At 59.4% G+C, this 21599-nt stretch carries 25 protein-coding genes; 16 read left to right on the forward strand and 9 right to left on the reverse strand.

Going from position 1 to position 21599, the window contains the following annotated elements; genetic code table 11:
- Positions 1–93: 93 nt before the first annotated feature.
- Positions 94–2457: a glycoside hydrolase family 65 protein gene (locus tag DSOUD_RS03885; RefSeq protein WP_053549768.1), complete on the forward strand. Its 2364-nt coding sequence runs from the start codon at positions 94–96 to the stop codon at positions 2455–2457.
- Between the two features lie 123 nt (positions 2458–2580).
- Here the strand turns inward: DSOUD_RS03885 and asd are convergent, their stop codons facing one another.
- Positions 2581–3690, reverse strand: a complete 1110-nt coding sequence (asd, locus tag DSOUD_RS03890) for an aspartate-semialdehyde dehydrogenase (RefSeq protein WP_053549769.1) — start codon at positions 3688–3690, stop codon at positions 2581–2583.
- A 293-nt stretch (positions 3691–3983) separates the two neighbouring features.
- Here asd and DSOUD_RS03895 point away from each other — a divergent pair, with 293 nt between their 5' ends.
- Genes DSOUD_RS03895 through DSOUD_RS03905 form a run of 3 tightly spaced genes read left to right on the forward strand, consistent with a single transcriptional unit; the run spans position 3984 to position 5110 of the window.
- Positions 3984–4196 (forward strand): thioredoxin domain-containing protein, encoded by a 213-nt coding sequence (locus DSOUD_RS03895; RefSeq protein WP_053549770.1) that lies wholly within the window; start codon positions 3984–3986, stop codon positions 4194–4196.
- A 9-nt stretch (positions 4197–4205) separates the two neighbouring features.
- Positions 4206–4523 (forward strand): redoxin domain-containing protein, encoded by a 318-nt coding sequence (locus DSOUD_RS03900; RefSeq protein WP_053549771.1) that lies wholly within the window; start codon positions 4206–4208, stop codon positions 4521–4523.
- A complete protein-coding gene (locus DSOUD_RS03905) occupies positions 4520–5110 on the forward strand; it encodes a hypothetical protein (RefSeq protein ID WP_053549772.1) in 591 nt (196 codons plus the stop codon). Before DSOUD_RS03900 ends, DSOUD_RS03905 begins: the two co-directional genes overlap by 4 nt.
- 177 nt (positions 5111–5287) lie before the next feature.
- On the opposite strand, the gene DSOUD_RS03910 is transcribed toward DSOUD_RS03905, so the two are convergent.
- A complete protein-coding gene (locus DSOUD_RS03910; protein ID WP_053549773.1) occupies positions 5288–6679 on the reverse strand; it encodes an MATE family efflux transporter in 1392 nt (463 codons plus the stop codon).
- A gap of 128 nt (positions 6680–6807) precedes the next feature.
- Here DSOUD_RS03910 and DSOUD_RS03915 point away from each other — a divergent pair, with 128 nt between their 5' ends.
- The gene (locus DSOUD_RS03915; RefSeq protein WP_053549774.1) at positions 6808–7266 is read left to right on the forward strand and encodes a phosphate-starvation-inducible PsiE family protein; all 459 of its coding nucleotides are present in this window, start codon (positions 6808–6810) and stop codon (positions 7264–7266) included.
- A 6-nt stretch (positions 7267–7272) separates the two neighbouring features.
- On the opposite strand, the gene DSOUD_RS03920 is transcribed toward DSOUD_RS03915, so the two are convergent.
- On the reverse strand, positions 7273–7680 hold the full coding sequence (locus DSOUD_RS03920; RefSeq protein WP_053549775.1) for a response regulator: 408 nt from the start codon (positions 7678–7680) through the stop codon (positions 7273–7275).
- A 200-nt stretch (positions 7681–7880) separates the two neighbouring features.
- Between DSOUD_RS03920 and queF the strand changes: the two genes are divergently transcribed.
- On the forward strand, positions 7881–8711 hold the full coding sequence (gene queF, locus DSOUD_RS03925) for an NADPH-dependent 7-cyano-7-deazaguanine reductase QueF (protein WP_053549776.1): 831 nt from the start codon (positions 7881–7883) through the stop codon (positions 8709–8711).
- Between the two features lie 141 nt (positions 8712–8852).
- On the opposite strand, the gene DSOUD_RS03930 is transcribed toward queF, so the two are convergent.
- Positions 8853–9530: an NnrU family protein gene (locus DSOUD_RS03930; protein WP_053549777.1), complete on the reverse strand. Its 678-nt coding sequence runs from the start codon at positions 9528–9530 to the stop codon at positions 8853–8855.
- A gap of 13 nt (positions 9531–9543) precedes the next feature.
- Positions 9544–9777 carry a hypothetical protein gene (locus DSOUD_RS03935; protein ID WP_157671748.1) on the reverse strand — a complete coding sequence of 78 codons (234 nt, stop codon included), beginning with the start codon at positions 9775–9777 and terminating at the stop codon, positions 9544–9546.
- 204 nt (positions 9778–9981) lie between these two features.
- On the opposite strand from DSOUD_RS03935, the gene DSOUD_RS03940 reads away from it, so the two are divergent.
- From DSOUD_RS03940 to DSOUD_RS03960, 6 genes are all read left to right on the forward strand, one after another.
- Positions 9982–10404, forward strand: a complete 423-nt coding sequence (locus DSOUD_RS03940) for a DUF3617 domain-containing protein (protein ID WP_053549779.1) — start codon at positions 9982–9984, stop codon at positions 10402–10404.
- A 17-nt stretch (positions 10405–10421) separates the two neighbouring features.
- Positions 10422–10922 (forward strand): Slp family lipoprotein, encoded by a 501-nt coding sequence (locus tag DSOUD_RS03945; RefSeq protein WP_053549780.1) that lies wholly within the window; start codon positions 10422–10424, stop codon positions 10920–10922.
- A gap of 309 nt (positions 10923–11231) precedes the next feature.
- Entirely contained in the window at positions 11232–12719 is a 1488-nt protein-coding gene (locus DSOUD_RS03950; RefSeq protein WP_053549781.1) for a hypothetical protein, read from the forward strand.
- Entirely contained in the window at positions 12698–13168 is a 471-nt protein-coding gene (locus DSOUD_RS18300) for a hypothetical protein (RefSeq protein WP_157671750.1), read from the forward strand. Before DSOUD_RS03950 ends, DSOUD_RS18300 begins: the two co-directional genes overlap by 22 nt.
- A gap of 17 nt (positions 13169–13185) precedes the next feature.
- Positions 13186–15333 (forward strand): phospholipase C/P1 nuclease family protein, encoded by a 2148-nt coding sequence (locus tag DSOUD_RS03955; RefSeq protein ID WP_157671752.1) that lies wholly within the window; start codon positions 13186–13188, stop codon positions 15331–15333.
- Between the two features lie 15 nt (positions 15334–15348).
- Positions 15349–15624, forward strand: a complete 276-nt coding sequence (locus DSOUD_RS03960) for a hypothetical protein (RefSeq protein WP_053549783.1) — start codon at positions 15349–15351, stop codon at positions 15622–15624.
- A 275-nt stretch (positions 15625–15899) separates the two neighbouring features.
- Here the strand turns inward: DSOUD_RS03960 and DSOUD_RS03965 are convergent, their stop codons facing one another.
- Complete coding sequence (locus DSOUD_RS03965) at positions 15900–16637, reverse strand: dienelactone hydrolase family protein (protein WP_053549784.1); 738 nt, start codon at positions 16635–16637, stop codon at positions 15900–15902.
- Between the two features lie 494 nt (positions 16638–17131).
- Here DSOUD_RS03965 and DSOUD_RS03970 point away from each other — a divergent pair, with 494 nt between their 5' ends.
- The 3 genes from DSOUD_RS03970 (at position 17132) to DSOUD_RS17700 (ending at position 18642) form a co-directional block, all read left to right on the forward strand.
- A complete protein-coding gene (locus DSOUD_RS03970; RefSeq protein WP_053549785.1) occupies positions 17132–17836 on the forward strand; it encodes an alpha/beta fold hydrolase in 705 nt (234 codons plus the stop codon).
- 173 nt (positions 17837–18009) lie between these two features.
- Positions 18010–18300 (forward strand): hypothetical protein, encoded by a 291-nt coding sequence (locus DSOUD_RS03975; RefSeq protein WP_053549786.1) that lies wholly within the window; start codon positions 18010–18012, stop codon positions 18298–18300.
- 120 nt (positions 18301–18420) lie between these two features.
- Entirely contained in the window at positions 18421–18642 is a 222-nt protein-coding gene (locus tag DSOUD_RS17700) for an Rdx family protein (RefSeq protein WP_279330669.1), read from the forward strand.
- Positions 18643–18654: 12 nt separating this feature from the next.
- Here the strand turns inward: DSOUD_RS17700 and DSOUD_RS03980 are convergent, their stop codons facing one another.
- Positions 18655–19359 (reverse strand): DUF1722 domain-containing protein, encoded by a 705-nt coding sequence (locus tag DSOUD_RS03980; protein ID WP_053549787.1) that lies wholly within the window; start codon positions 19357–19359, stop codon positions 18655–18657.
- A 25-nt stretch (positions 19360–19384) separates the two neighbouring features.
- Positions 19385–19936: a peptide-methionine (S)-S-oxide reductase MsrA gene (gene msrA / locus DSOUD_RS03985; protein ID WP_053549788.1), complete on the reverse strand. Its 552-nt coding sequence runs from the start codon at positions 19934–19936 to the stop codon at positions 19385–19387.
- A 194-nt stretch (positions 19937–20130) separates the two neighbouring features.
- Here msrA and DSOUD_RS03990 point away from each other — a divergent pair, with 194 nt between their 5' ends.
- Entirely contained in the window at positions 20131–20724 is a 594-nt protein-coding gene (locus DSOUD_RS03990) for a superoxide dismutase (RefSeq protein ID WP_053549789.1), read from the forward strand.
- Positions 20725–20852: 128 nt separating this feature from the next.
- On the opposite strand, the gene DSOUD_RS03995 is transcribed toward DSOUD_RS03990, so the two are convergent.
- A complete protein-coding gene (locus DSOUD_RS03995; RefSeq protein WP_053549790.1) occupies positions 20853–21587 on the reverse strand; it encodes a substrate-binding domain-containing protein in 735 nt (244 codons plus the stop codon).
- Positions 21588–21599: the final 12 nt, after the last annotated feature.

Below are 21599 nucleotides of genomic sequence, written 5' to 3' on the forward strand. Positions count from 1 at the left end.
TCCGTTCCGCCTTGCCCCTTCTCGGCCAGGCGCCCCCCGATCTGAACGGACGAATTACTCGGGATACCGGCCCCCTTCCGGCGAGGAACCTCCATGATCAGACATCAGACCTTGAATCCGCCCCCCCATATCTATCCCGTGGATGAATGGAAAATTATCGAGCGAAGCTTTTACCCGCGTTTTCTCGCCCAGACCGAAACGCTCTTTGCCATCGGCAACGGTTACCTCGGCATGCGCGGGAATTTCGAAGAGGGGAGTCCGGAGGTTCATACCGGGACGTTTATCAACGGCTTTCACGAAACCTGGCCGATCATCTACGGCGAGCTCGCCTTCGGTTTTGCCAAAACCGGTCAAACGATGCTCAACCTCCCCGACGGCAAGCGGATCAACCTCTATGTCGACGATGAGCTCTTCAGCCTCCCCTCGGCCAAGCTCCTCCTTTTTGAGCGCACCCTCGACATGCGATCCGGCACGCTCGATCGCGAAATCCTCTGGGAAACCCCCTCAGGCAAGCAGGTGCTTATCGAGTCGCGGCGCCTGGTTTCCCTCGAATACCGGCATCTGGCGGCGATCTCCTATCAGGTGACGGTGCTCAATGCCGCGGCGACCGTTGTCATCGCCTCGCAGCTCCGGGGGAACCAGGTCAACCAGATCAGTCAGGGGGACCCTCGCCAGGCGCCGGGATTTCGAAACCGGGTGTTGCAGCCGGAGGTCCATTACCTCAAGGATCAGCGCGCCCTGCTCGGGTACCGGACAAAAGAAAGCGGCATGACCCTCGGCTGCGGAATCGAACATGCGGTAGAGTCCTCCTGCCCCTATACGGTGGAGCTGAACTGCAGCGAGGATTGCGGCGAAGCGGTCTTTCTGGTCGACGCCCTGGCGAAGAAACCGTTCCAGATCGTCAAATATCTCTCCTACCACAGCTCGGCAGACGCCCATCCCCAAGAATTATGCACCCGGGCGGAAAGGATTCTGGGGCGTGCCCTCGAGCAGGGGTTCGACGAACTCCTCTCCAGCCAGGCCCGCTACCTCGATGACTTCTGGTCCCATAGCGATGTGCAGATCACCGAGGTGCCGGTCGATTCGCCCCGCCCGCCGGGTGAAACCCAGCAGGCCCTGCGCTGGAATCTCTTCCAGATCCTGCAGGCCAGCAGCCGGGCCGAAGATACGGGAATCCCCGCCAAGGGATTGAGCGGGCAGACCTACCAGGGGCACTATTTCTGGGACACGGAAATCTACCTCCTGCCTTTTTTGAGTTATACGGCTCCCCGGGTCGCCCGCAACCTCCTCCTCTTCCGCTACAGCATGCTCGCCCAGGCCCGATTGCGCGCCCGGGAAGTCAACCAGAAGGGGGCTCTTTTCCCCTGGCGAACCATCAACGGCAACGAGGCCTCGGCCTACTATGCGGCAGGGACGGCCCAGTACCACATCAACGCCGACATTATTTTCGCCCTGAAAAAATACGTCGAAGTGACCGGAGACAACTCCCTCCTCTATAACGAGGGGGCCGAGATGCTTGTGGAGACGGCGCGGCTGTGGGCGGATCTCGGTTTTTATTCGGAGCGCAAGGGGGGCAAGTTCTGCATCCACGGCGTCACCGGCCCCGACGAATACAATACGGTCGTCAACAACAACACCTATACCAATCTCATGGCGCGAATGAATCTGAATTACGCCGCCAAAACCATCGCCACCCTGCGGGACACCTATCCCGACCTCTTCGAGACGCTTGTTTACCGGACCGCCCTCGACCCGGATGAAATAGGGGAATGGCAGGCGGCGGCGGAGAGCATGTACATCCCCTTTGATGAAAAGCTCGGAATCTATCCCCAGGACGACAATTTTCTCGACCGCGAGGTCTGGGACCTGAAACGGACGCCGCAGGACAAGTTTCCCCTCTTCCTTTACTATCACCCTCTCGTCATCTACCGCCATCAGGTCATCAAGCAGGCGGATATCGTCCTGGCCATGTTTCTCCTCGGCAACGAGTTTTCCGCCGAGCAGAAGGGAGACAATTTTCGATATTACGACCCCTTGACTACCGGCGATTCTTCTCTGTCCGCCTGCATCCAGAGCATTGTCGCCGCCGAGATCGGCGACAGGGAGAAGTCGGAGAAATACGCCCGCTATGCGGTCCTCATGGATCTGGCCGACATCGGCGGCAATGTCAAGGACGGCTGCCACATCGCTTCCATGGGGGGGACCTGGATGGTCGCCGTTTACGGCTTCGGGGGGATGCGGGACTACGACGGGGCCCTGAGTTTCAACCCCAGGCTCCCGGATACGGTCCGTTCGCTACGGTTCGCCCTGCAGGTGCAGGGACGCAATCTCGAGGTGGAACTCACCGCGGTGAAGGCCACCTACCTCCTTAAAAAAGGGATGGAGCTGGCCATATCCCACCAGGGAGAGCTCATCGCCCTCCTCCCGGGAATCCCCGCCGTGATGGCGATCCGGTAGGCCTCCTTGCTTCGAAGCCCTTGTTCCTTCGTGAAGGAATTGGGGGGAACTCCATAAAAAAGGGGAGGCCGCGAAATTTCGCGGCCTCCCCTTTTTTGTACGTCCGGTGGAGCGTTCGAACTGCTAGCGCTGTTCCATGAGGATCCGCACCATGCGCCGCAGCGGTTCGGCGGCGCCCCAGAGAAGCTGGTCGCCGACGGTAAAGGCCGCCAGGTACTCGGGACCCATCTTCATCTTGCGCAACCGGCCGACGGGAACGCGCAGGGTTCCGGAGACGGCGGTCGGGGTCAGCCGGGAGAGGGTCTCGGGCTTGGTGTTGGGGACGACATCGACCCACTGGTTGGCCTTGGCGATGATCTGGCTGATCTCGGAGAGCGGCAGGTCCTTTTTCAGCTTGATGGTCAGCGCCTGGCTGTGGCAGCGCATGGCGCCGATGCGCACGCAGAGGCCGTCGATGGGGATGGGGGTCGTGGTGCCGAGGATCTTGTTGGTTTCGGCAAAACCCTTCCACTCCTCGCGGGACTGTCCGTCTTCCACCTCGCGGTCGATATAGGGGAGGAGGCTGCCGGCCAGGGGAAAGCCGAACTGTTCCGTCGGGAAGTCGGGGGAATTGAGGGTGGCGGTGACCTTGCGGTCGATGTCGAGGATCGCCGAGGCCGGGTCGTCGAGGAGGGTCCCCACCGACTGGTGCAGGGTTCCCATCTGCTCGATGAGTTCCCGCATGTTCTGGGCGCCGGCGCCGGAGGAGGCCTGGTAGGTCATGGTCGAGACCCATTCGACCAAGCCGGCGTTGAAGAGGCCGCCGATGGCCATCAGCATCAGGGAGACGGTGCAGTTGCCGCCGATGTAGTCCTTGATGCCGCTCTTGAGGCCGGCGTCGATGACGGAGCGGTTGGTCGGATCGAGGATGATGACGGCATTTTTTTCCATGCGCAGGCTCGAGGCCGCATCGATCCAGTACCCCTGCCAGCCTTTCTGCCGCAGCTTGGGGTGGATCTCCTTGGTGTAATCACCCCCCTGGCAGGAGACGATGGCGTCGAGCTTGGAGAGGACATCGATGTCGGAGGCATCTTCAAGGACGCCGTTGTAGCCGCCGATCTCGGGACCGGGACGGCCGACCTGCGAGGTGGAAAAGAAAACCGGCTCTATTCCGGCGAAATCATTTTCTTCCAGCATCCGCTGCATCAGGACGGATCCGACCATGCCGCGCCAGCCGATAAAACCGACTCTCATTTTTGTCTCCTTGCTGAATATGGGGTTGGCTGCTTGTTTTCAAACAAAAAATGACCGGGGAAACCCGGGCCACACATTGTAATCACACCCAAGGTTGCAATGCAAGGGGTGCCGGCAAGGATTCTCCTCCGCAAAAAGAAAATATGCTCTCCTTCTCAGGCAGAAAAACAAAGGGAGGGACAGGAAAGGCCCCCGGGGGAATTTGTCGTCGACTTTCTTGCCATGCAATCAATATCGTTTATATTTTCAGGGTCGAGTTTTTCATCACCCCAGCCCAAGACAAAGGATTCGCCATGAAACCAGTTGTCACCGTCCTGTTCTGTCTCCTCCTTCTGGCCTGCGTTCCGGCGCCGCGGCCATCGGCTCTCGAGAAAGGGGTCGGAGACCGGGCGCCGATCTTCTCTGCCGCCAGCAGCCTCGATACCCTGGTCAGTTATGACCGGGATTACTACGGGAAACACCATCTGGTGCTGACCTTTTTCCCGGCGGCCTACACCCCCGTCTGAACGGGGGAAATGGAGGGTCATCAGAGGAACCTCGAACTCTATGACCGCTTCAACGCCCGCGTCGCGGGCGTCAGCCGCAACGACATCACCACCCTGAAATACTGGTCCCGGGACCTCGGCCTGACCTTTCCCATCCTCTCCAATGTGGCCGGCCACCTCGGCATCTGGTTCGGTGCCCAGCCCCCGGGCTATCCGATGTTCAGCCGCATGACGGTCATTATCGACAAGCAGGGGGTGATCCGCTACATGCACCGGGGGTCCCCCGATTACCACGCCATCCTGGCCCAGCTCAAGGTGCTCCATGCCGAAGAGGGGGTGACGCCATGACCCGCATCCTTTGCGCCTCTCTGCTCCTCCTCTTTTTGGGGGGCTGCGCCGCTCCTCCCCCCGTCGACCGCCTGGCTTCCCTGCGACAGGGGGACGGCACCCTGGTCTGGCAGGGGGAATACGCCTTCGTTTCGCCGGGCGGGGACTGGCAGCTGATCACCCTCGACGAGGACGATTACAGCCTCGCCTTCTCCAAGAGCTGCGACGCCTTCTTCCCCTGTCAGTCGACCCTTGCCTATGCCGAGGAGCCCTTTGGCTATTCCAGGGATCTCGAACGGCGCCAGGAGGAGTTCTTCAAACGCTACCTCTGGGCCAGCCGGGTGGTCTTTGCGGCGCCGCATCTGGAAAAGTCCACTTTCAACGGCTCTCCAGCGCTTGTCGCCACCATCGAGGGGGTTGAGCCGGTCAAGGGGCAGAAGGTCTGGAGCAAGGTCCTCTTCGGCCTCCGCGGCGAGCGGGTCGTCGCCTTCCACTACAACCAGTGGCGCCCCGCCTCCGTCCCCTTCGACCTCGCCGAGGTCGCCGATTTCGACCGTTTCGTCGGCTCCTTCCGTTTTCTCAAACCTTCCTTTTTCGAATTGCTCTGAAATAAAACAAATCCTGGCGAGGGATAAAGGGCGGCCGTTTGGCCGTCCTTTGTTTTTTGGTTCATTGAACCGGGCAAGGCTTTCAACGCTGAGACGCAGAGAAGGGAGAAGGGAGAAGGGAGAAGGCAGAGTGCAGAATACAGAACACAGAAAACAGAAGGGAGAGAAGAAAACCAGTCAATCGGCGGGGAGTAACGATTTGCGGCGGTGTTTGCGGACTACACGCACCAGGCGCAGGGTCAGGAGGAGGGCGGCGACGCTGAGGCCGGCGATGAGGCCGATCCAGAAACCCCGGGCTCCCATCGGCGGGCCGAGGGCGGAGGTGAGGCCGAGGGTGGCTCCGAGGGGGAGGCCGATGACCCAGTAGGCGAAGATGAGCAGCAGCATCGGGGTGCGGGTGTCCTTGTAGCCGCGCAGGGCCCCGGAGGCGCTCACCTGGACGGCGTCGGAGACCTGGAAGAGGGCGCCGAGAACCAGGAGCGAAGCCGCCATGGAGGCGACCCCGGCGTGGGGGGTGTAGAGGGCGGCGATGGGTCCCCGGAGGAGGTAGGTGGAGGCGGCGGAGAAGAGGGCGAAGGCGACGGTCAGGGCGATGCCGATCCCTCCGGCGCGGCGGGCCAGAAGGAGATCGCCGCGGCCGAGGGCCCAGCCGACCCTCACCGAGATGGCGGTGGCGATGCTCATCGGCACCATGAAAATCAGGGAGGCAAAGCTCAGGGCGATCTGGTGGGCGGCGACGATATCCGCTCCCAGGGAGCCGATGAGGAGGGCGATCACGGCAAAGATGCTCGCCTCGACGAAGAGAGAGCAGCCGATGGGGAGCCCCAGGCGCAGGATCTTCCCCCATTCGCCGAGGTCGGGACGGGGCCAGCCTGCGAAGAGCTTCGCCGGACGGTAGACGGCGCCGCGGCGTACGGCGACGGCCATCCCCAGCCCCATCACCCACATGGTCAGGGCGGTCGCCCAGCCGCAGCCGGCTCCTCCCAGGGCCGGGAGTCCGAGTTTGCCGTAGATCAGCAGATAGTTGGCGACAATGTTGAAGCAAAGGCCGATCAGGCCGATGACCATGCTCGGCTTGGAGCAGGAGAGCCCTTCGCTGAAGTGGCGCAGGACGAAAAAGCCGGCGACGGCCGGCATCCCCCAGGAGACCCCCCGCAGGTAGGCGAGGGTCAGGGGGACGGCGCGCGGGTCGACCTCCATGAGGGTCAAAACCGGCTCGGCGTGGCGCAGGGCGAGGGCGATGGCCAGGCTGATCAGCACTCCGAGGAATAGGGCCTGGCGCACGTGGCCGCCGATCTCCTCCTGACGGCCGGCTCCGTGCAGCTGGGCGACGGTGGGGGTCACCGCCATGAGGATGCCGAGGAGGAAGAGGAAGGCCGGGAACCAGATGCTCGACCCCAGGGCCACCGCCGCCAGGTCGACGGAGCTGACCCGGCCGGCCATCACCGTGTCGACAAACCCCATGGCCGACTGGGCGACCTGGGCGGCGATCAGCGGTCCGGCCAGGGTCAGTAGGGCGCCGAGTTCGGCGACGATGCGCTGGCGTCTGGCGGGGGCGGCGCTCGGCATGAAACGGGGAATTCCTTGCAAGGGGGGAGGGGGAAAATCCGGTCGGTCGGGCAAAATACTAACGACAACTTCACTGGATTTTAACAGAGTTGCCGCCCAATGGGGTATCTCAAAAACGGAGGTATTCCATGGAAATGCGTGACGGACTGCGGGATTTTCCCGTGCAGTTTTTCGAACAGTCGATGAAGGGACTGCTCAGCCTCCTGCTGCTGGCGATTCTGGGGGTTTGCGGCGTCGGAGTGGTGCGGACCTTCATCGATCTCTGGCACTGTTTCGGCGACATCCTTGCCGAGGGGAGCCTGCACCACGGCTTCAAGGCGATCCTCCTCGACGTGCTGATGGTGCTGGCCGTGGTGGAGATCTACCGCACGGCGATGACCTATCTGTCCGAAGGGCGGGTCAAGGTGACCTACATCATCGACACGGTCCTTGTCGCCGTTCTTACCGAGGTGATGGCCTTCTGGTACCGGGAGGTCGATGCGAGCCGGATGCTGCTCCTCCTGGCGCTGGTGCTGACCCTGATGGCGGTGCGCATCATGGCCATCCGTTTTTCTCCCAAGCGCCGGGAGCTGTGCGAGGGGCTGTGATACCGATTATTTTTCTCCCCGCCTGTCGATAGCACTCCTGAGACCGCGTTCGTGGAGAGAGCGGAAAACCATCTCGAGAACCCCCTGCTGCCTCACTTCATGCTTGTTGAGGACCGCCAGGCAGCGCCCCATGGGGAAGCGCCGGTGCAGATATTCGGCGTCGCGGCCGGAGAGGATGATGATGCGGTTTTTGTTTAACCCCTTTTCCGTGGCATAGGAGAGGATTTTGGCGCCGTCCATCCCCGGCATTTCCAGGTCGACCAGGAGAAGACCGAGGTCGGGGTCGATGGCGGAGAGGGCCTTGACCGGGTCGGCGCAGGTCTGCACCTCGAGGGCCGGATAGCGCTCGGCCAGGGTCTCCTCGAGGAGGGAGAGAAAGGCGCGATCGTCGTCGATGATCAGAATGCGGGGCATGGGAGCGTCCTGAAGAAGAGGAAGGGCCCAGTATAGGGAATTTGCGGCCGATGGAAAAGCATTAAAAACAGGCTTGTTTTCCTGAGGCTGTCCATCCCGCGGCAACTCGGGGATTCCCCGGCGGCCTCGACAGTGGTACAATAACGGACATTTCTCCCTCCCGGGGGGCCCTCACCGCAACGCCAGGAGCCACCGCACCGATGACCGATCTCGAATCGAGCCTCCCCCTGGGGAGAAGATCCGTTTACAAAGACCAGTATGATCCGACCCTTCTCTGTCCGGTGCCGCGCACCCTCAAGCGGGAGGAGATCGGCGTCGCTTCCCCACTCCCCTTCGGCGGCTACGACATCTGGAACGCCTACGAGCTCTCCTGGCTCACCCCCAAGGGGAAGCCGGTGGTGGCGATGGGGGAGTTCCACGTCCCCTGCATTTCAAAAAACCTCATCGAATCCAAATCCTTCAAGCTCTACCTCAATTCCTTCAACCAGACCCGTTTTGCCACCTCTGCCGAGGTGCAGAAGCTCCTGGCCGAAGACCTCGGCAGGGTGGCCGGAGCGCCCGTCACCGTCCGGCTCATCGGCAGCGGCGAATTCGCCGGCGAGTCTCTCCGCACCCTTCCGGGGCGCTGTATCGATGACCTCGATATCGCTATCGACCGCTACGCCCTCGATCCCTCCCTTCTCGATGGCGCCGCCGACCCGGGGCGCATCGTCGAGGAGACGCTGCACAGCCACCTCCTCAAGAGCAACTGCCTGATCACCAGTCAGCCCGACTGGGGGAGCGTTCTGGTCCGCTACCGGGGGCCGCGCATCGATCCGGCGGCATTCCTGCGGTACCTCATCTCCTTTCGCCAGCACAACGAATTCCACGAGCAGTGCGTCGAGCGGATCTTCGTCGACCTCATGCGCCGCTGCCATCCGCAGCACCTGACGGTCTACGCCCGCTACACCCGTCGCGGCGGCCTCGACATCAATCCCTTCCGCAGTAATTTCGAAAACGAGGTTGCCAACCTGCGCCTGGCCCGGCAATAGCCGTGAAGAAGAGCGGGGGAGGGGGACAAAAAAAGGGGGGCCGGCAGCAGATGCCGGCCCCTCTTTTTTCGTCAACTGGGGTTGCTCGCCCTGTTCGCCGGGCGCCGCTCAGGCTGATCGAGGGCGCGGGGCTGACCCCCGTCAGCCGAAGATCCGGGGATGAAAGATCTGCAGCGCCACGAAGAGGAGGAGGGCGGCGACCAGCGCCGTCCGGCTGTACTCTTTGGCCGCCAGGCGCTGTCTGCCGGTGACGATCGCCGCAAAGGGGAGGGCGGAGGTTTCGGCCTGGTATTGCCGGATCTCAGGAATACCGGAGATGCGCTGGCGGCGGTCCTGAAGGATGGCGCTGGCGATCCCGAAAACCACGAAGCCGCCGAAAAAGATCAGGTCGGCGCTGAAGGGGTTGACCAGGAGGTGGCTGAATCCGAAGAGGACGAAGGCGAGATTCTGGGGGTGGCGGGTCACCCTCTGGATCCCCCGGGCCTCTTTCGTGAACCGGCCGTCCCGTTCCGCCTGGGTCGACAGCGGTCCCGGAGTCGCCAGTCCCTGGGCGAGAACCACCAGAGCCAGAAGCATCAAAGCTTCGGTCGCCGCCAGCAGGGTTCGGTCGGGGACGAAGAGGAGGGCGCCGGCGTGCTTGTGCCGGGCATAGACGCTGCACAGGGGGATGAAGGTGGCCAGGGCGATCAATGTATAGATCCCCTTGAAGCCGAGCAGGCCGAGTCGACGAATCAGGGGGGTGCGCACAGCCGGGCTCGAGCCGCCAATGTGGGTCCCGGCGAACAAAAGCCACCAGAAGAAAATCGAGGCCGAGGCCATGGCGGCCTCACTCTCAGGAATGGTGTCCCCCGCAACAGCCGCCGTGTGGTTTGCCCGCCACAAGCTCTTCGAGGCGCGCATCGATGGCTTCCTCGATGGTGCCGACGGCAGCGGCGAACTGGCTGGCCGCCACTCCGGCGTTGCAGGCGGGGCAGGTGGCGTAGGTTTTTTTGAACCAGCTCAACGGCTGGTAGATCGCTTCGCGGCAGCAGGGGCAGTCGAGGGATATCATTTCGTCTGAAAACAATTTTTTCTCCTTGGGATTCGTCCTGGGGGAATCGGTCCGGCGAGAGCGCGCCGGCATCAGCCCTCTTTTTTTCGAGAATAGCAGAGATTGCCCATCCCTGAACAGGGGGGACGGTCCCGAAGGACAAGTATTTTTCCTTTCGGGATTGAAAACCGTCGGTTTTGCCGGACAATGGAGGGACAAACCACAATGCGAGGAGGCCCCATGAAGCGCAGGTTCGTCGGTTTTCTGATGATTGCCGGATCGTTGTTGCTAACGGGTGCGGCGGCCGCCGCCGGAACCGGAATGAAGCCCGGACTCTGGGAGATCACCACGACCATGGAGATGCCCGGACTCCCCTTTGCTCCGCCCCCGGCAACGATGACCCACTGTTACACCGCCGAGGAGGTCAGCGACCGGGGGAGCCTCGTCCCGCCACAGGAAGGGGATTGCCGGGTGACGGACACCACCACCAGCGGCAACCGCATCACCTGGACCGTCGTCTGCAGCGGCGAAAACAGCGGCCGCGGCTCGGGAGAGATGGTCTTCACCGGCGATAGCGCCTATACGGGGAGCATGGTCTTCGAGATGGAGGGGATGACCATGAAGAGCCGCTACCAGGCGCGGCGCCTCGGCAACTGTCCCTAGGAGAGGGAGATCTGAAAATGCGTCTCTTCTTCTTGATCGTCGCCGCCCTGACCTGCGTCGCGGGGTGTGCCCGGCCCATCAGCCGGCCGTCGCTGAACCTGGTCGACCCCTCGGTCTCCTTTGCGGCCCTGCGCCAGAACCCCGAGCGTTATCGCGGGAGCACCCTCCTCCTCGGCGGTGCGATCGCCGCGGTGCGCGGTCTCCCCGGCGGCGGCAGCGACCTGGAGATGGTGCAGTTTCCCACCGACAGGTCCGGCCGGATCACCGCCACCAACACCTCCGGAGGTCGTTTCATTGTCCGGGATACGGTTTTCCGCGATCCGGCCATCTACCGCCCCGGGCGTCTGATGACCCTGGTGGGGACGGTCGAAGGGGCAGAGCAGGGTCAAATCGGCGACATCGACTATTCCTACCCGGTCCTCACCGTGCACGAGCTTCACCTCTGGCCCGAGGACGAACGTCCCGGCGCCTCCCCCGTCCGTTTCGGCATCGGCATCGGCGTCGGAACGGCCTTCTAGGGGACTGGCTCCGGCACGGTGCCTGTCCCCCTGTCTCCATGAAGACTACAAAATTATAGAAGGAAAATTAAAAAATTGACATCATCCTGAGGTTCCCCTAATTTGATTTTCATCTTTTTTCGGGAGATGAGAATGAAACAGGGGAGACTGACCGTAAATGAGAACCGCCTATTCGGTCCGTGCGCCGAAGGGCGGTTTTCGTTTTTTCAACCTACCTCGGGGCGTGTCCTGGCAATTTGATCAGGTCGGATGGTGCCAAGAGGAGGAAAAGCGTTTAATTGTCTATCAACAAGGAGGAGAGTAAAAGAAATGAGCACAGGACATAAAACCTGGATAACTTTAGTGGCCTTATTATTGGCTATAGCTACCCCCGTTCTGGGAGGAGGAGCGAATGCCTTCGGCCCGGAAACCTTTGTCGTCGGGAAAGGAAAACCGATCACCGTTACCCGATCATTTACGGCCCACGCCGGACAAGCGACCCTGACCCTGAACAACGGAACGGAACAGGGTGACAATCAGGTTTCGACCGGATCAATTTCCATCAACGGAATAGATGTCATTACACCATCGGATTTCAATCAGCAGGTCGGCACCCTTGTCCGCACGGTCATGCTCAAGGGAAGCAACCAGTTGACGGTGGAGGTCGGCGGTGGCCCAGGGAGCATTATCACTCTTGTCATTATTCCCGAGGAGGGGACACCGCCCCCAACGGTTCCGACTGCGCGCCTGCAGGCCGATCCCGAAACAGTCTCCCCCGGGGACGACGCGACCCTGTCCTGGACCACGACGAATGCCGAGCGGGTCACCATCAACCCGGGACTCGGGGACGTGCCCCTTTCGGGGAGCATCCAGGTGCGCCCGACGCAGACAACTCTTTACCGTCTTGTTGCCGAAGGCACCGGAGGACAAACGGTCGCCGAAGTCACCATTTCGGTCAATGCCCCTCCCGCCCCTTTGGGGATCACTTTTGATCCCTACCAGAGAGGGCCACTCGATGGCGCCACGGTCGAAGGACTCGAAATCACTGTCGCCGGGAGGGTTACGGTGGCAAATCAAACAGAGGTCGGTGTCACCGTCAACGGAGTCGTTGCCCAGGTCAGCGATGGGCATTTTATCGTCAACCACGTTTCGTTGACCGAGGGTTTGAATACCTTGACGGGCATCGCGACCGATGCTGCGGGGCAAACCTGGTCCGCCTCCGCCCAGGTGTTTTGCCGACCAGAGGCCGAACATGTCAGCCTGAAGACCGATGCCATGGCGGGACTTGTCCCTCTGACCGTCACTTTGTCGGTCGCAGACAACCTGACTCAAGGTGTCGGCAGTTTTTCGCTGCAATGCACGGGCCCTGGAGATAAGACGCCGGTTGCAGGCGATGACAACACCTTTTCGACTCTTCTCGACGTACCCGGGCTTTACACCTGCCGACTCAGCGTCGTGGACGGCTTGGGAATGGTCCATGAAGACACAATCGGCGTCAACGCCTATTCCGCAACGACTCTGGATTCGTTGCTCAAATCGAAATGGGATGCTACGACCGCCGCAATGGGGAAGGGGGACCTGGACGTCGCACTCGCGTCTTTTTCGACACGGACAAGGGAGGCCTATGCCCAGCAATTTGCGGGAATGAGCACCGCCCTGGGACAGATCGTTGCCGACATGCAGGGTATCAACCTGTTACGCATTGAGGGTGACCGGGCCATCTACGATCTTAGGATCGTCAAAGACGGTGTTCCTTATTCTTTCCAACTGGAGTTTATCCACGACGAGGATGGGTTATGGCGAATTCGAGCATTTTGACAAGAAAAATTAGAGCTACTTTCAAGGTGGCTCTAATCCTATTCCTTCTTTTTGTACAAGGATGCTCCTGGTATTCAAAGCCGGCATATAGAGGAAGAGTTGTTGATGCTGAGACTGGGCAGCCTCTTAGTCAGGTACATATTGTGATAAGATATGACATATCTGTTAATAAGTTGATTGAACAAGGATCAAAGCAGATAACAACATTCTATATTATTACTGGAAAAGATGGCAGTTTCAGTGTTCCTCCTGTTAGATCGTTTATTGGACCTTTATCAAGTGATTTTGCGGTATTTTTTTCATTCGACAAATCAGGATATGCAAATTTTAGCGCTAATATTGCTGATTGCATGTCAACAGGTTGTGATGAAATTGTCATTCCGTATATTTTTGAAAAATCAAAAAAGATATTTGTCAGCTCAAACTTGATTCGTCTGCCAAAACTTTGAAATAAATTGGAGGATTTATGAATAAAATATCAAAAATAGTAATTTTAAATTTGTTGATATTTGTATTTTGTCAAACAGGTTATTGTTTCCAAGATTATACACATACAGCAATAACTCGACCAGCACTTAAACTTTCAACATTTCCGGATACTTTATTTAATTTAAATAACTTTTCAACAAACAAGCTTGGCATGCAGATGGGCACAAAGGAGCCACTAGAAGATTCCTTTAATTATCGCCTATTATCATTCCAAACCATATCCGCAGAAGAAATTCTGCTTAAAGGTAGTTATTCAGAAGATGAAGATCCTCGTTATTTATGGCATTTCCATGACGGTCTCGAGAATTTTGGTCTTGGGAATTACTTCGACTCAGCACTTTTTTGGGCCCAAAAGGACGTTGGCCAAAATGGCTACTCATGGAATGATGCTCGCCATTTTTACTACGCCGCGCTCACAGCAACCAGAACTGATCAGCGAAACGCGAATTTTGCCCGAACATTCCGGTCCGTTGGGCAGGGCATGCATCTCGTCGAAGATATGGCGGTCCCCGAGCACACGCGGAACGACGCGCACCCCCCAGGTTCTCCTTCAATCGAATTGTATATCGAAAACAAGTTCAAAAATGATGAAAGTGCCTTCTCAACAGTTTTAGACAAGCCCTTCTTTTTTGATTTCAAAATCCTCCAGTCAACCCCCAGTGCCTTTGGCTCCGGAGGCGCACCCGTTCCCATTGCGAACCTCTTCGACACGAATGTGTACAACGGCAGCAACCCGGATGACACCGTAGCCAATACCATCGGTCTTGCCGAATATTCCAATGCCAACTTTCTCAGTACCGACACCAACCCTGTCACAACCAGCCTTTCAATCCCACCGCTTATCTCGAGTACAACGCCAAAGGCGTTCGACATTCCTCACCCCCTTATCCCGTGGGAAACAATCAAGCGCTGGTATTATGTCAAGGATCGTGCAGGGGAAACAGCAGGGGGAAACGGCTACAAGTTGACCGCCATGTCAGTCTTGTCCTTTTACTGGCAGAACATCCATGGAACAACCGACAACATCACTGTCCCCATTCTGGATGAGAATGTCTATGAAGACTACGCTAGACTCCTCATACCCAGGGCCGCGGGTTACGCCGCATCCCTGATGAACTATTTTTTTCGTGGAGAAATCGAACTGAGTCTTCCGGATGCCGGGATTTACGCCATCAGGACCCCGGACCAGGGGGGCTTCGGAAACATCCGGATCAAGGCCAAAAACGTTACTCCCAACAATGAGGAGATGCCATCTGGGACCATCGAACTGGTCGTGAAATATAAAACCGCCTTGGAAGACCCCTTTCAGGGGGTGCCGGTGGCCGTCAGTACGGACTTCACCTATGTGGTGGTGCCGGAAGCCAACGGGAGGACCAGCATCCCGAAAGATGCTCCCGTTGAACTGCTTTTTGACCTTGGAGGGAGCAATATCCCCTTCAATGCCACAGACCTGACCTTGCAGGTCGTCTATCATGGACAATTTGGCCTCCAGACCACCAGCGGATTTTCTGGCGAGATGGAAGGCGTAGCCGTCGGGTTCAAGGATATCAGCGAGCCTACTCCCATCGATTACATCAACGGCATGGATGTCGTCTGTGTCAACGAAGAGATTCTTCTTGCCGGCAGCGACAAAGCCGTCAATACCCTTGATTCCAATGGCAAGGTTATTTCAACCTATATCGATGTCTATTCGCATGATCTTTTGGATACTTATCTCAAATATTCGCCAGAAAGTCGGATCAGCTATGCCTCTTCAACCAATTACGACGTCACCCTGCCATTGTTGACAGCAGGGCATTATGCACGCCACTTCATTCTTACCGAGCCTTACGGAACATTTATTCGGCTGAATAACCAAATGAAAACCCGATCCCTTGACAGCAGGGACAACTTTGTCCACTGGTACCAAACGGCTAGCCAGTACCCCCAGGGGATGATCAATCAAGCCGTTTATGAAGATGGAATTCGCACCCGTTATTATTCAGGCATGACGGATATGCGCGGCATCAAGGTGTGGGGTGGAATTCACTGGACGAACATGGATTTCCCCTCTGACTCGACCTGCGATGAGGGAACATCCGACATCCCATTGGCAGGACCGGAAGCCGTTGAACTGCACCAATAATTAAAGGAGTTGATGATGAAAATACTCATTTTGGCATTGTTCCTAACCCTTGGTGCCCTCCCCGCCGGTGCCAAGACCTACGAAGTGATCTCGATCCAGAACGGTAACGCCGAAATCAGGGACACCGACAAACATAAACTATTCAAGGTCAAGCCAGGTGCTCCACTCGAAGACGGCTGGACTGTGGTCACGGTCGACAAGGACGCGGTGATCATCGAGAAATGGCTGAACGACGAAGAACGTATTCGCGGTGTTCTGCCAGCGAGGATTCAAAAAGAAAAAAAACGTTAGCATACAAAGGGGAGACCAGAGGTTGGTCTCCCCTTTTATCGGATATGAACAAGCTGCGCCGCCCCACGGCGATATAATTTACTCATGCCTCACCAATAATTCATAGGCGTTCTTTCGCCCTGCACCACAACATCCGCCGCGGTATCGAACGCCGGGACATATTCATCGGCGATTTGAACAGAAGCGATTTTCCCTCCCGCCCTGCCACCGTGCCGGTCGAAAGCTCTATGCAGGGGGACAGGCAACTTTTTGGACTGCAAAAGTAGCCAGTCCCCCTAACGCAGCGTCTCCCTTAAAAACTCACCAAAGCGTTTCCAGGACTTCTCGTCGGCGTCCTTGCGGTAGCGGTCGCTGCCGAAAACCGTGAAGGCGTGGGGGGCTCCGCTGTAGGTCGTCATCTCGTGGGTCACTCCGGCCGTTTCGAGGGCGACGGCCAGTGTGGCAAAATCTTCCATCGACACGCTGCTGTCGGCTGTGCCGTGCAGAACCAGGAGCGTCCCCTTGGTCTGCCGGTAGTCTTGCCCCTCGGGGGTCGTCAGTCCGCCGTGGAAGGCGACGAATCCTTTGAGGTCGGCTCCGGAGCGTGCGAGTTCGAGGATCGCCGCGCCGCCGAAGCAGTAGCCGATGGCCACGGCGTTTTTGACATCCCCTCCCTGTTTTTTCGCTGCATTCAGTCCCCCCTGCAGCAAGGCGCGCATCCGCGCCCGGTCGCCGTAGAGGGCGCCGGTCAGCTTCTGCTTCTCCTCCAGCGTCGTCGGTCGGACTCCCTTGCCGAAGAGATCGACGGCAAAGACCGCATATCCCATATCCGCAAGCATCTCCGAGCGTTTCACCTCGTAGTCGGTGAGGCCGTCCCAGTCGTGGACCAGGAAGACGAGCGGGGCGCCGGGTGCGGGGGTGACGTAGTAACCTTCGTACGGTTGGCCGTCGACTTCGTAGGTGACCGCAGTTCCGGCGGCCAGCGCGGTCGAGGTGAAAAGGAACAGGGAGAACAGGGTCAATATTCTTTTCATGGCGTATCTCCTTTGTCCGGTCCGCTCTAAACGAAGCGGAGCGTTTGACTCTACATTACCACCGGCCTGCGGGAAGGCAACGGCCGCAGGGCGGGTCGACCCACGGCGCGGCGCTCCGAGGACTCGCGAGGCTGCAGCAGGCACAGTGCGGATGGTAGAATACTGTTTTGCAGAATTGCAAATCTTGACGGGGGCCGGTGAGTCAGTCCAAGTCATCAAAAAGACAGATGATTCCTTGGGAGAATGACGGGGGATTGTGATAAGGCATAAAAAATGCGCTATCTGTTTTGGCATCGTTGCAAAAAATGGTGCGGCAGAGGAGGGCTTCCGTCCTTGCTGTTTGAGGTTTAAGTTACCGTAAATAGGTATAAATTAAATTTTACAAGAAGATAATAGAACGTCGGTATATTAATTGCTAGTTTCCCCGGTAGCGGTCGACGGTGGACGGTCGGTTCTCCGCAGCGGCGAAGGCGAAAAAATTCAGGGGGCAATCGATGGAAGCAAATCTTGATGGGGTGGCGATCGAATATGAGGACGGCGGTTGCGGTCCGGCGGTGATGGTACTTCACGACGATCCTTCCGGCAGCGAACTGCGCGGCCATTTCATCCCTCTGGTTCAGGCCGGTTACCGGGTGATCCTCAGCAACCTCGGGGTATCGGACGGCAGGGAGCAGGGGCGTGCCGCGGCCGCCGTGGCCCTGCTCAACTATCTCGGCGTCGGCCGGGCGGTGATCCTCGGCATTTCGCGGGGAGGGCAGGTGCTGCTCGAATTGATGGAGACCTATCCCGGACGGGTGGCGGCGGGGAGCCTGGTGGTCAGCGATGAAACGGTCCTGGCCCTGCGACGGAGTGCGGGGGAAAGGGGTGAGGACGGCAACGGCATGGACGCCTTCAGGAAGGCCCGCCTTTCGGCCTCCTCCTCCTTTGCGGCTCCGGTCGATCGTCGGATCCTCCCCGCCTGGGTGGAGCGCATTCGCGTCCGCGTCGGCGGCCGAAGGGATCTCCACTCCCTGTTGGCCGCCATGGACCTTCCGCCCCTGCTGGCGGCGGAACCCTCTCAGGACCCGCCCTCCGCTCCCGTCCCGACCCGGAGCTGGCGTCCGATCCGCACCCTCAACGGGCACCTGGCGCCCCTCCTCGACGCTCTCTTTCCCCGGGATGAGGCGCCGGACGAAGAGATCCTCTCCGACCGGACCTGAACCTCTCCGGCCGGGACCGAAGAGATGAAAAATGGGAGGCTTCCTTTGCGCAAAAGGGGGCCTTTCTTTTTTCCCCTTTTGACCTGGGTCATGTCCCCCGGGACGATCGAGGGGTAATCTTTTACGCCTCGGGCTCGTCGCCCACTACCAATCATCAACGGGGAGATTCAACGATGAACAATTGCGGATGCGGTCAGGGCGCCGGAAACGGCGGACCTTTTGCCGAGGGGCGCGACCTGGTGGAATTTGTTTTTCACGCCCATGGCGGGGGGTTGAGAAATCAGGCCGTCCCCGGCGGTGGTTTGTCAGCCGCCTGCCAGGGGTGCGGCGTGCCCTTCACCCTTCTCACCTATGTCGGCAGCTGTCCGGCCTGCGGCGGGGTGCATGCCGTCTCGCCGCCGCGATGCAGCGATCCGGCCAACATCCAGTTTGCCGGGGCGGATTACCGGTTGCCCGCAAGGTGAAATGACAGTGAAAAAAAGGCGGCCCTGGGGTCGCCTTTTCCTTGAGGCCCGGGGACGCGGATGGCCCCGGCGATGTTATAATCTCATGGCAAGCCCATTCTCACCGTCCGGGAGGACCCCATGGAAGTCACCATCGAATACTGCAACAGGTGAGGTTATCGCGAGCACGCCGCCAGTCTGGCGGCGAGGATCAGGGAAGCGATGGCCGCGGACGTCAGTCTCATCGAATCGAGCGGCGGGGTCTTTGAGGTTGTCGTCGACGGCAGGCTGGTCTATTCCAAAAAAGAGACGGGTGAGTTCCCCGACGAGGAGCTGCTGACAGAAAAAATCCGCGGAAGGTAGGCGCCAAAAGTGTCAGGACTCTGGCAGCCACGCCTTCAGCTCGCTCAGGGCGGTGGACATCATCAGGTACGGCTCTTTGGAGGAACGGGCGCGGCGCTGGATCTCATCGAGGAGACGGCCCGGGTCCCAGGCGGCGACGTCGCCTCCCTGAGCCGAATCGTCCTTTGACACGTATCCCCACATGTGCTGCAGCGCGTTGATTAATCCGCCGGTTGCCGGGGGAGTCCGCAGCAGTTCCGTGAGCCTCCTGACCAGGGGCGAAAAGTCGTCCCCCGGTTTCATCGCCGCGACCTCCCTGCCCAGTTCCCGGTAGAGAGGGACGTTGCGCGCCAGGACCGAATATTTATGCTGGCTCCAGAATTGCTGGGCGTTTTTCGGCAGGGGGATGCGTCCCGGCTCCCTGTCGCGATATTTGTCTTCAAGAATTTGCAACTGCCGGAAGGGCTCGTCGATCCAGGTCGTCGGCCACAGCCCCCTGTTGGCAAGGGTGGCCACCGGCGAGCGGTCGGTATAGCCGCGCAGTTCCATTTCAGCGGCGAGCAACTGGTGGCGCTGCCGCAACGCCCAGCCGAAGCCGGCCCACCGCAAGGTTTCCGGATGGCGGGAATATCCCCTCTTCCCGTTGACCAGAATCGAAACGATGCCGTGAAGTTCACGGTGCTCGCCGAGGAGGCTCTGCCGGTTCAGATATCCCGGATTGATGTCCCAGATGCGCATGCTTTGTCCCTGGGTCGGAACCCACTCAGGCCGATGGCGTCTTCAGCTTCTCGGCAAAGTTCTTCTGCAACTTTCTGATCTTCGGGTCGATGACCATCCGGCAGTAGGGCTGGAAGGAGTTTTGCTCGAAGTAATTTTGGTGGACTTTTTCTGCCGGGTAGAAGTTGCTGAAGGGGACGATCTCGGTGACGATCGGGTCGGGCCAGTTCCCCGCCTCCCCGGCTGCGCGTCTCGATCTCTCGGCGACCTCCTTCTGCCTCTCGTCGAGGTAGAAGATGGCCGAGCGGTATTGGGTGCCAGCGTCGGCTCCCTGGCGGTTGAGGGTGGTCGGGTCGTGGATGTGCCAGAAGACCTCGAGGAGCTCGGCCAGGGAGATCACCTCCGGATCGAAGGTAATGCGCACAGCCTCTGCATGGCCGGTGGCTCCGCTGCAGACCTCCTCATAGGTGGGGTTTTCCACCGTCCCGCCGGCGTACCCCGAGACGACCTCCTCCACCCCCCTGATCCGGCTGAAGACCGCCTCGACGCACCAGAAGCACCCTGCGGCAAGGAGCGTCGTTTCCCCTCTCTTTGTCATGATGATCTCCTTTGCCCCTGATTGTACCATAGTACACCGTACCCCCTGCGTCTCTGGAGGTTCTTTCCGCATCCCGAGAAAAAAACGCTTCGGCAGCGGCCGCTTTCCCCCCCCTGCTTGCCCCTCAACCAGAACTTGTTAAACTTTCAACTCCCGTCGATCTCAAACCCAATCTTCAACCCAAGGAGGAAGAAATGACCATCGCCCTGCCCGAACTCCCCTTTCCCATAGCCGCTCTGGAACCCCATATCAGTGCGCGCACCTTCGAGTTTCACCACGGCAAGCACCACAAGGCCTACGTCGACAACACCAACAAGCTGATCGAGGGGACTCCCCTGGCCGGCAAGGACCTCGAGTCGATCATCCTGGCGGCCGCCGGCGACCAGGCCAAGAAGGGGCTGTTCAACAACGCCGCCCAGGTCTGGAACCACAGCTTCTTCTGGAAGTGCCTGAAACCCGGAGGGGGCGGCAAGCCGACGGGGAAGGTGGCCGCCAGAATCGACGCCGACCTCGGCGGCTACGAGAAGTTCGCCGCCGATTTCAAAAACGCCGGCGCCACCCAGTTCGGCAGCGGCTGGGCCTGGCTGGTCCTCAAGGATGGCAAACTGGAGATTGCCCAGACCGCCAACGCTGAAACCCCGCTGACCAAGGGGCATAAGCCGCTGCTGGTGGTCGATGTCTGGGAACATGGCTATTACCTCGATTACCAGAACCGTCGTCCTGACTTTCTTCAGGCCTTCCTCGACCACCTGGTCAACTGGGACTTCGTCAACGCCAACCTCGGCTGAGGCGGGGTGTCTCCTCTGAAAAAGGACGAAAGGCCGCTCCCGGGAGGGGGCGGCCTTTCGTTTGACGCAGTGACGAATTTTAATAACTGGTAAAGGTTGCTGTTTCGTTGATTTCCATGCGGTCGCACTTAGTACCACCCGTGTTCCTCAAAGACCCGGCGCGCCTCCTCCGACTTCAAGAAGGAAATGAACTGCAGCGCTGCCTCCCTGTTGGGAGTCTGCCGGGTCAGGGCCACCGGTGTGAAGCGCAGTCCGGCGTCTCCGGGGATTTCGATGAAGTCCGATTCGGCCTCGAGAAAAAAGTGCCAGGATTTGTAGGTCACCCAGGCATCGATCTCCGGGGTGGAGAGCCAGGCCGCAGCCCCCTGCTGCCCGGTGTACTCGAACTTCCGGATGTTGCTGCTCAGCCCCGAGGGCGCGCCATGGAAGTGTCTCATGTTCTCAAGTTTGACATCGAGGATTCCGACCTCTTTTTGCCGCAGGTCCTCGGTCCCCTTGATGTTCAGGGGATTCCCCTTGCGCACGAGGACCCCCATGCGCCGCGGATGGAGTTTTTCTGCCGAGGTCATGTCGAGCACACCGGGATGGCGGCGGTCGAAACTCTCCAGCATGTATTCGGCCCCGCCGAAGTAGATATCTCCATTTTCCCGGAGCTTTTGGCCCAGTTCAACGGGCATGGCCTTGAAGACCGCGACATCGATCCCGTGCCGCTCCTCGAAGAGTTCTGCGCACTCCTCGATCACGTGATGAGGGCCACCGGGGCCATAGACGAGCAGGCGCTTTGTCGGCTCCTCCGTTGAAGACCAGGCCGAGGCCGCGCAGAGGAGCAGGGAGACGATCAGGAGCCACTCTTTGACTGACATAGGCAATCTCTT

Source organism: Desulfuromonas soudanensis (assembly GCF_001278055.1).
Lineage (GTDB): Bacteria > Desulfobacterota > Desulfuromonadia > Desulfuromonadales > WTL > Deferrimonas > Deferrimonas soudanensis.

Bases quoted from the DNA above. Each gene is read 5' to 3' on its own strand.
- DSOUD_RS03885 (WP_053549768.1), top strand. From the start codon at position 94: ATGATCAGACATCAGACCTTGAATCCGCCCCCCCATATCTATCCCGTG.
- asd (WP_053549769.1), bottom strand. From the start codon at position 3,690: ATGAGAGTCGGTTTTATCGGCTGGCGCGGCATGGTCGGATCCGTCCTG.
- DSOUD_RS03895 (WP_053549770.1), top strand. From the start codon at position 3,984: ATGAAACCAGTTGTCACCGTCCTGTTCTGTCTCCTCCTTCTGGCCTGC.
- DSOUD_RS03900 (WP_053549771.1), top strand. From the start codon at position 4,206: ATGGAGGGTCATCAGAGGAACCTCGAACTCTATGACCGCTTCAACGCC.
- DSOUD_RS03905 (WP_053549772.1), top strand. From the start codon at position 4,520: ATGACCCGCATCCTTTGCGCCTCTCTGCTCCTCCTCTTTTTGGGGGGC.
- DSOUD_RS03910 (WP_053549773.1), bottom strand. From the start codon at position 6,679: ATGCCGAGCGCCGCCCCCGCCAGACGCCAGCGCATCGTCGCCGAACTC.
- DSOUD_RS03915 (WP_053549774.1), top strand. From the start codon at position 6,808: ATGGAAATGCGTGACGGACTGCGGGATTTTCCCGTGCAGTTTTTCGAA.
- DSOUD_RS03920 (WP_053549775.1), bottom strand. From the start codon at position 7,680: ATGCCCCGCATTCTGATCATCGACGACGATCGCGCCTTTCTCTCCCTC.
- queF (WP_053549776.1), top strand. From the start codon at position 7,881: ATGACCGATCTCGAATCGAGCCTCCCCCTGGGGAGAAGATCCGTTTAC.
- DSOUD_RS03930 (WP_053549777.1), bottom strand. From the start codon at position 9,530: ATGGCCTCGGCCTCGATTTTCTTCTGGTGGCTTTTGTTCGCCGGGACC.
- DSOUD_RS03940 (WP_053549779.1), top strand. From the start codon at position 9,982: ATGAAGCGCAGGTTCGTCGGTTTTCTGATGATTGCCGGATCGTTGTTG.
- DSOUD_RS03945 (WP_053549780.1), top strand. From the start codon at position 10,422: ATGCGTCTCTTCTTCTTGATCGTCGCCGCCCTGACCTGCGTCGCGGGG.
- DSOUD_RS03950 (WP_053549781.1), top strand. From the start codon at position 11,232: ATGAGCACAGGACATAAAACCTGGATAACTTTAGTGGCCTTATTATTG.
- DSOUD_RS18300 (WP_157671750.1), top strand. From the start codon at position 12,698: ATGGCGAATTCGAGCATTTTGACAAGAAAAATTAGAGCTACTTTCAAG.
- DSOUD_RS03955 (WP_157671752.1), top strand. From the start codon at position 13,186: ATGAATAAAATATCAAAAATAGTAATTTTAAATTTGTTGATATTTGTA.
- DSOUD_RS03960 (WP_053549783.1), top strand. From the start codon at position 15,349: ATGAAAATACTCATTTTGGCATTGTTCCTAACCCTTGGTGCCCTCCCC.
- DSOUD_RS03965 (WP_053549784.1), bottom strand. From the start codon at position 16,637: ATGAAAAGAATATTGACCCTGTTCTCCCTGTTCCTTTTCACCTCGACC.
- DSOUD_RS03970 (WP_053549785.1), top strand. From the start codon at position 17,132: ATGGAAGCAAATCTTGATGGGGTGGCGATCGAATATGAGGACGGCGGT.
- DSOUD_RS03975 (WP_053549786.1), top strand. From the start codon at position 18,010: ATGAACAATTGCGGATGCGGTCAGGGCGCCGGAAACGGCGGACCTTTT.
- DSOUD_RS03980 (WP_053549787.1), bottom strand. From the start codon at position 19,359: ATGCGCATCTGGGACATCAATCCGGGATATCTGAACCGGCAGAGCCTC.
- msrA (WP_053549788.1), bottom strand. From the start codon at position 19,936: ATGACAAAGAGAGGGGAAACGACGCTCCTTGCCGCAGGGTGCTTCTGG.
- DSOUD_RS03990 (WP_053549789.1), top strand. From the start codon at position 20,131: ATGACCATCGCCCTGCCCGAACTCCCCTTTCCCATAGCCGCTCTGGAA.
- DSOUD_RS03995 (WP_053549790.1), bottom strand. From the start codon at position 21,587: ATGTCAGTCAAAGAGTGGCTCCTGATCGTCTCCCTGCTCCTCTGCGCG.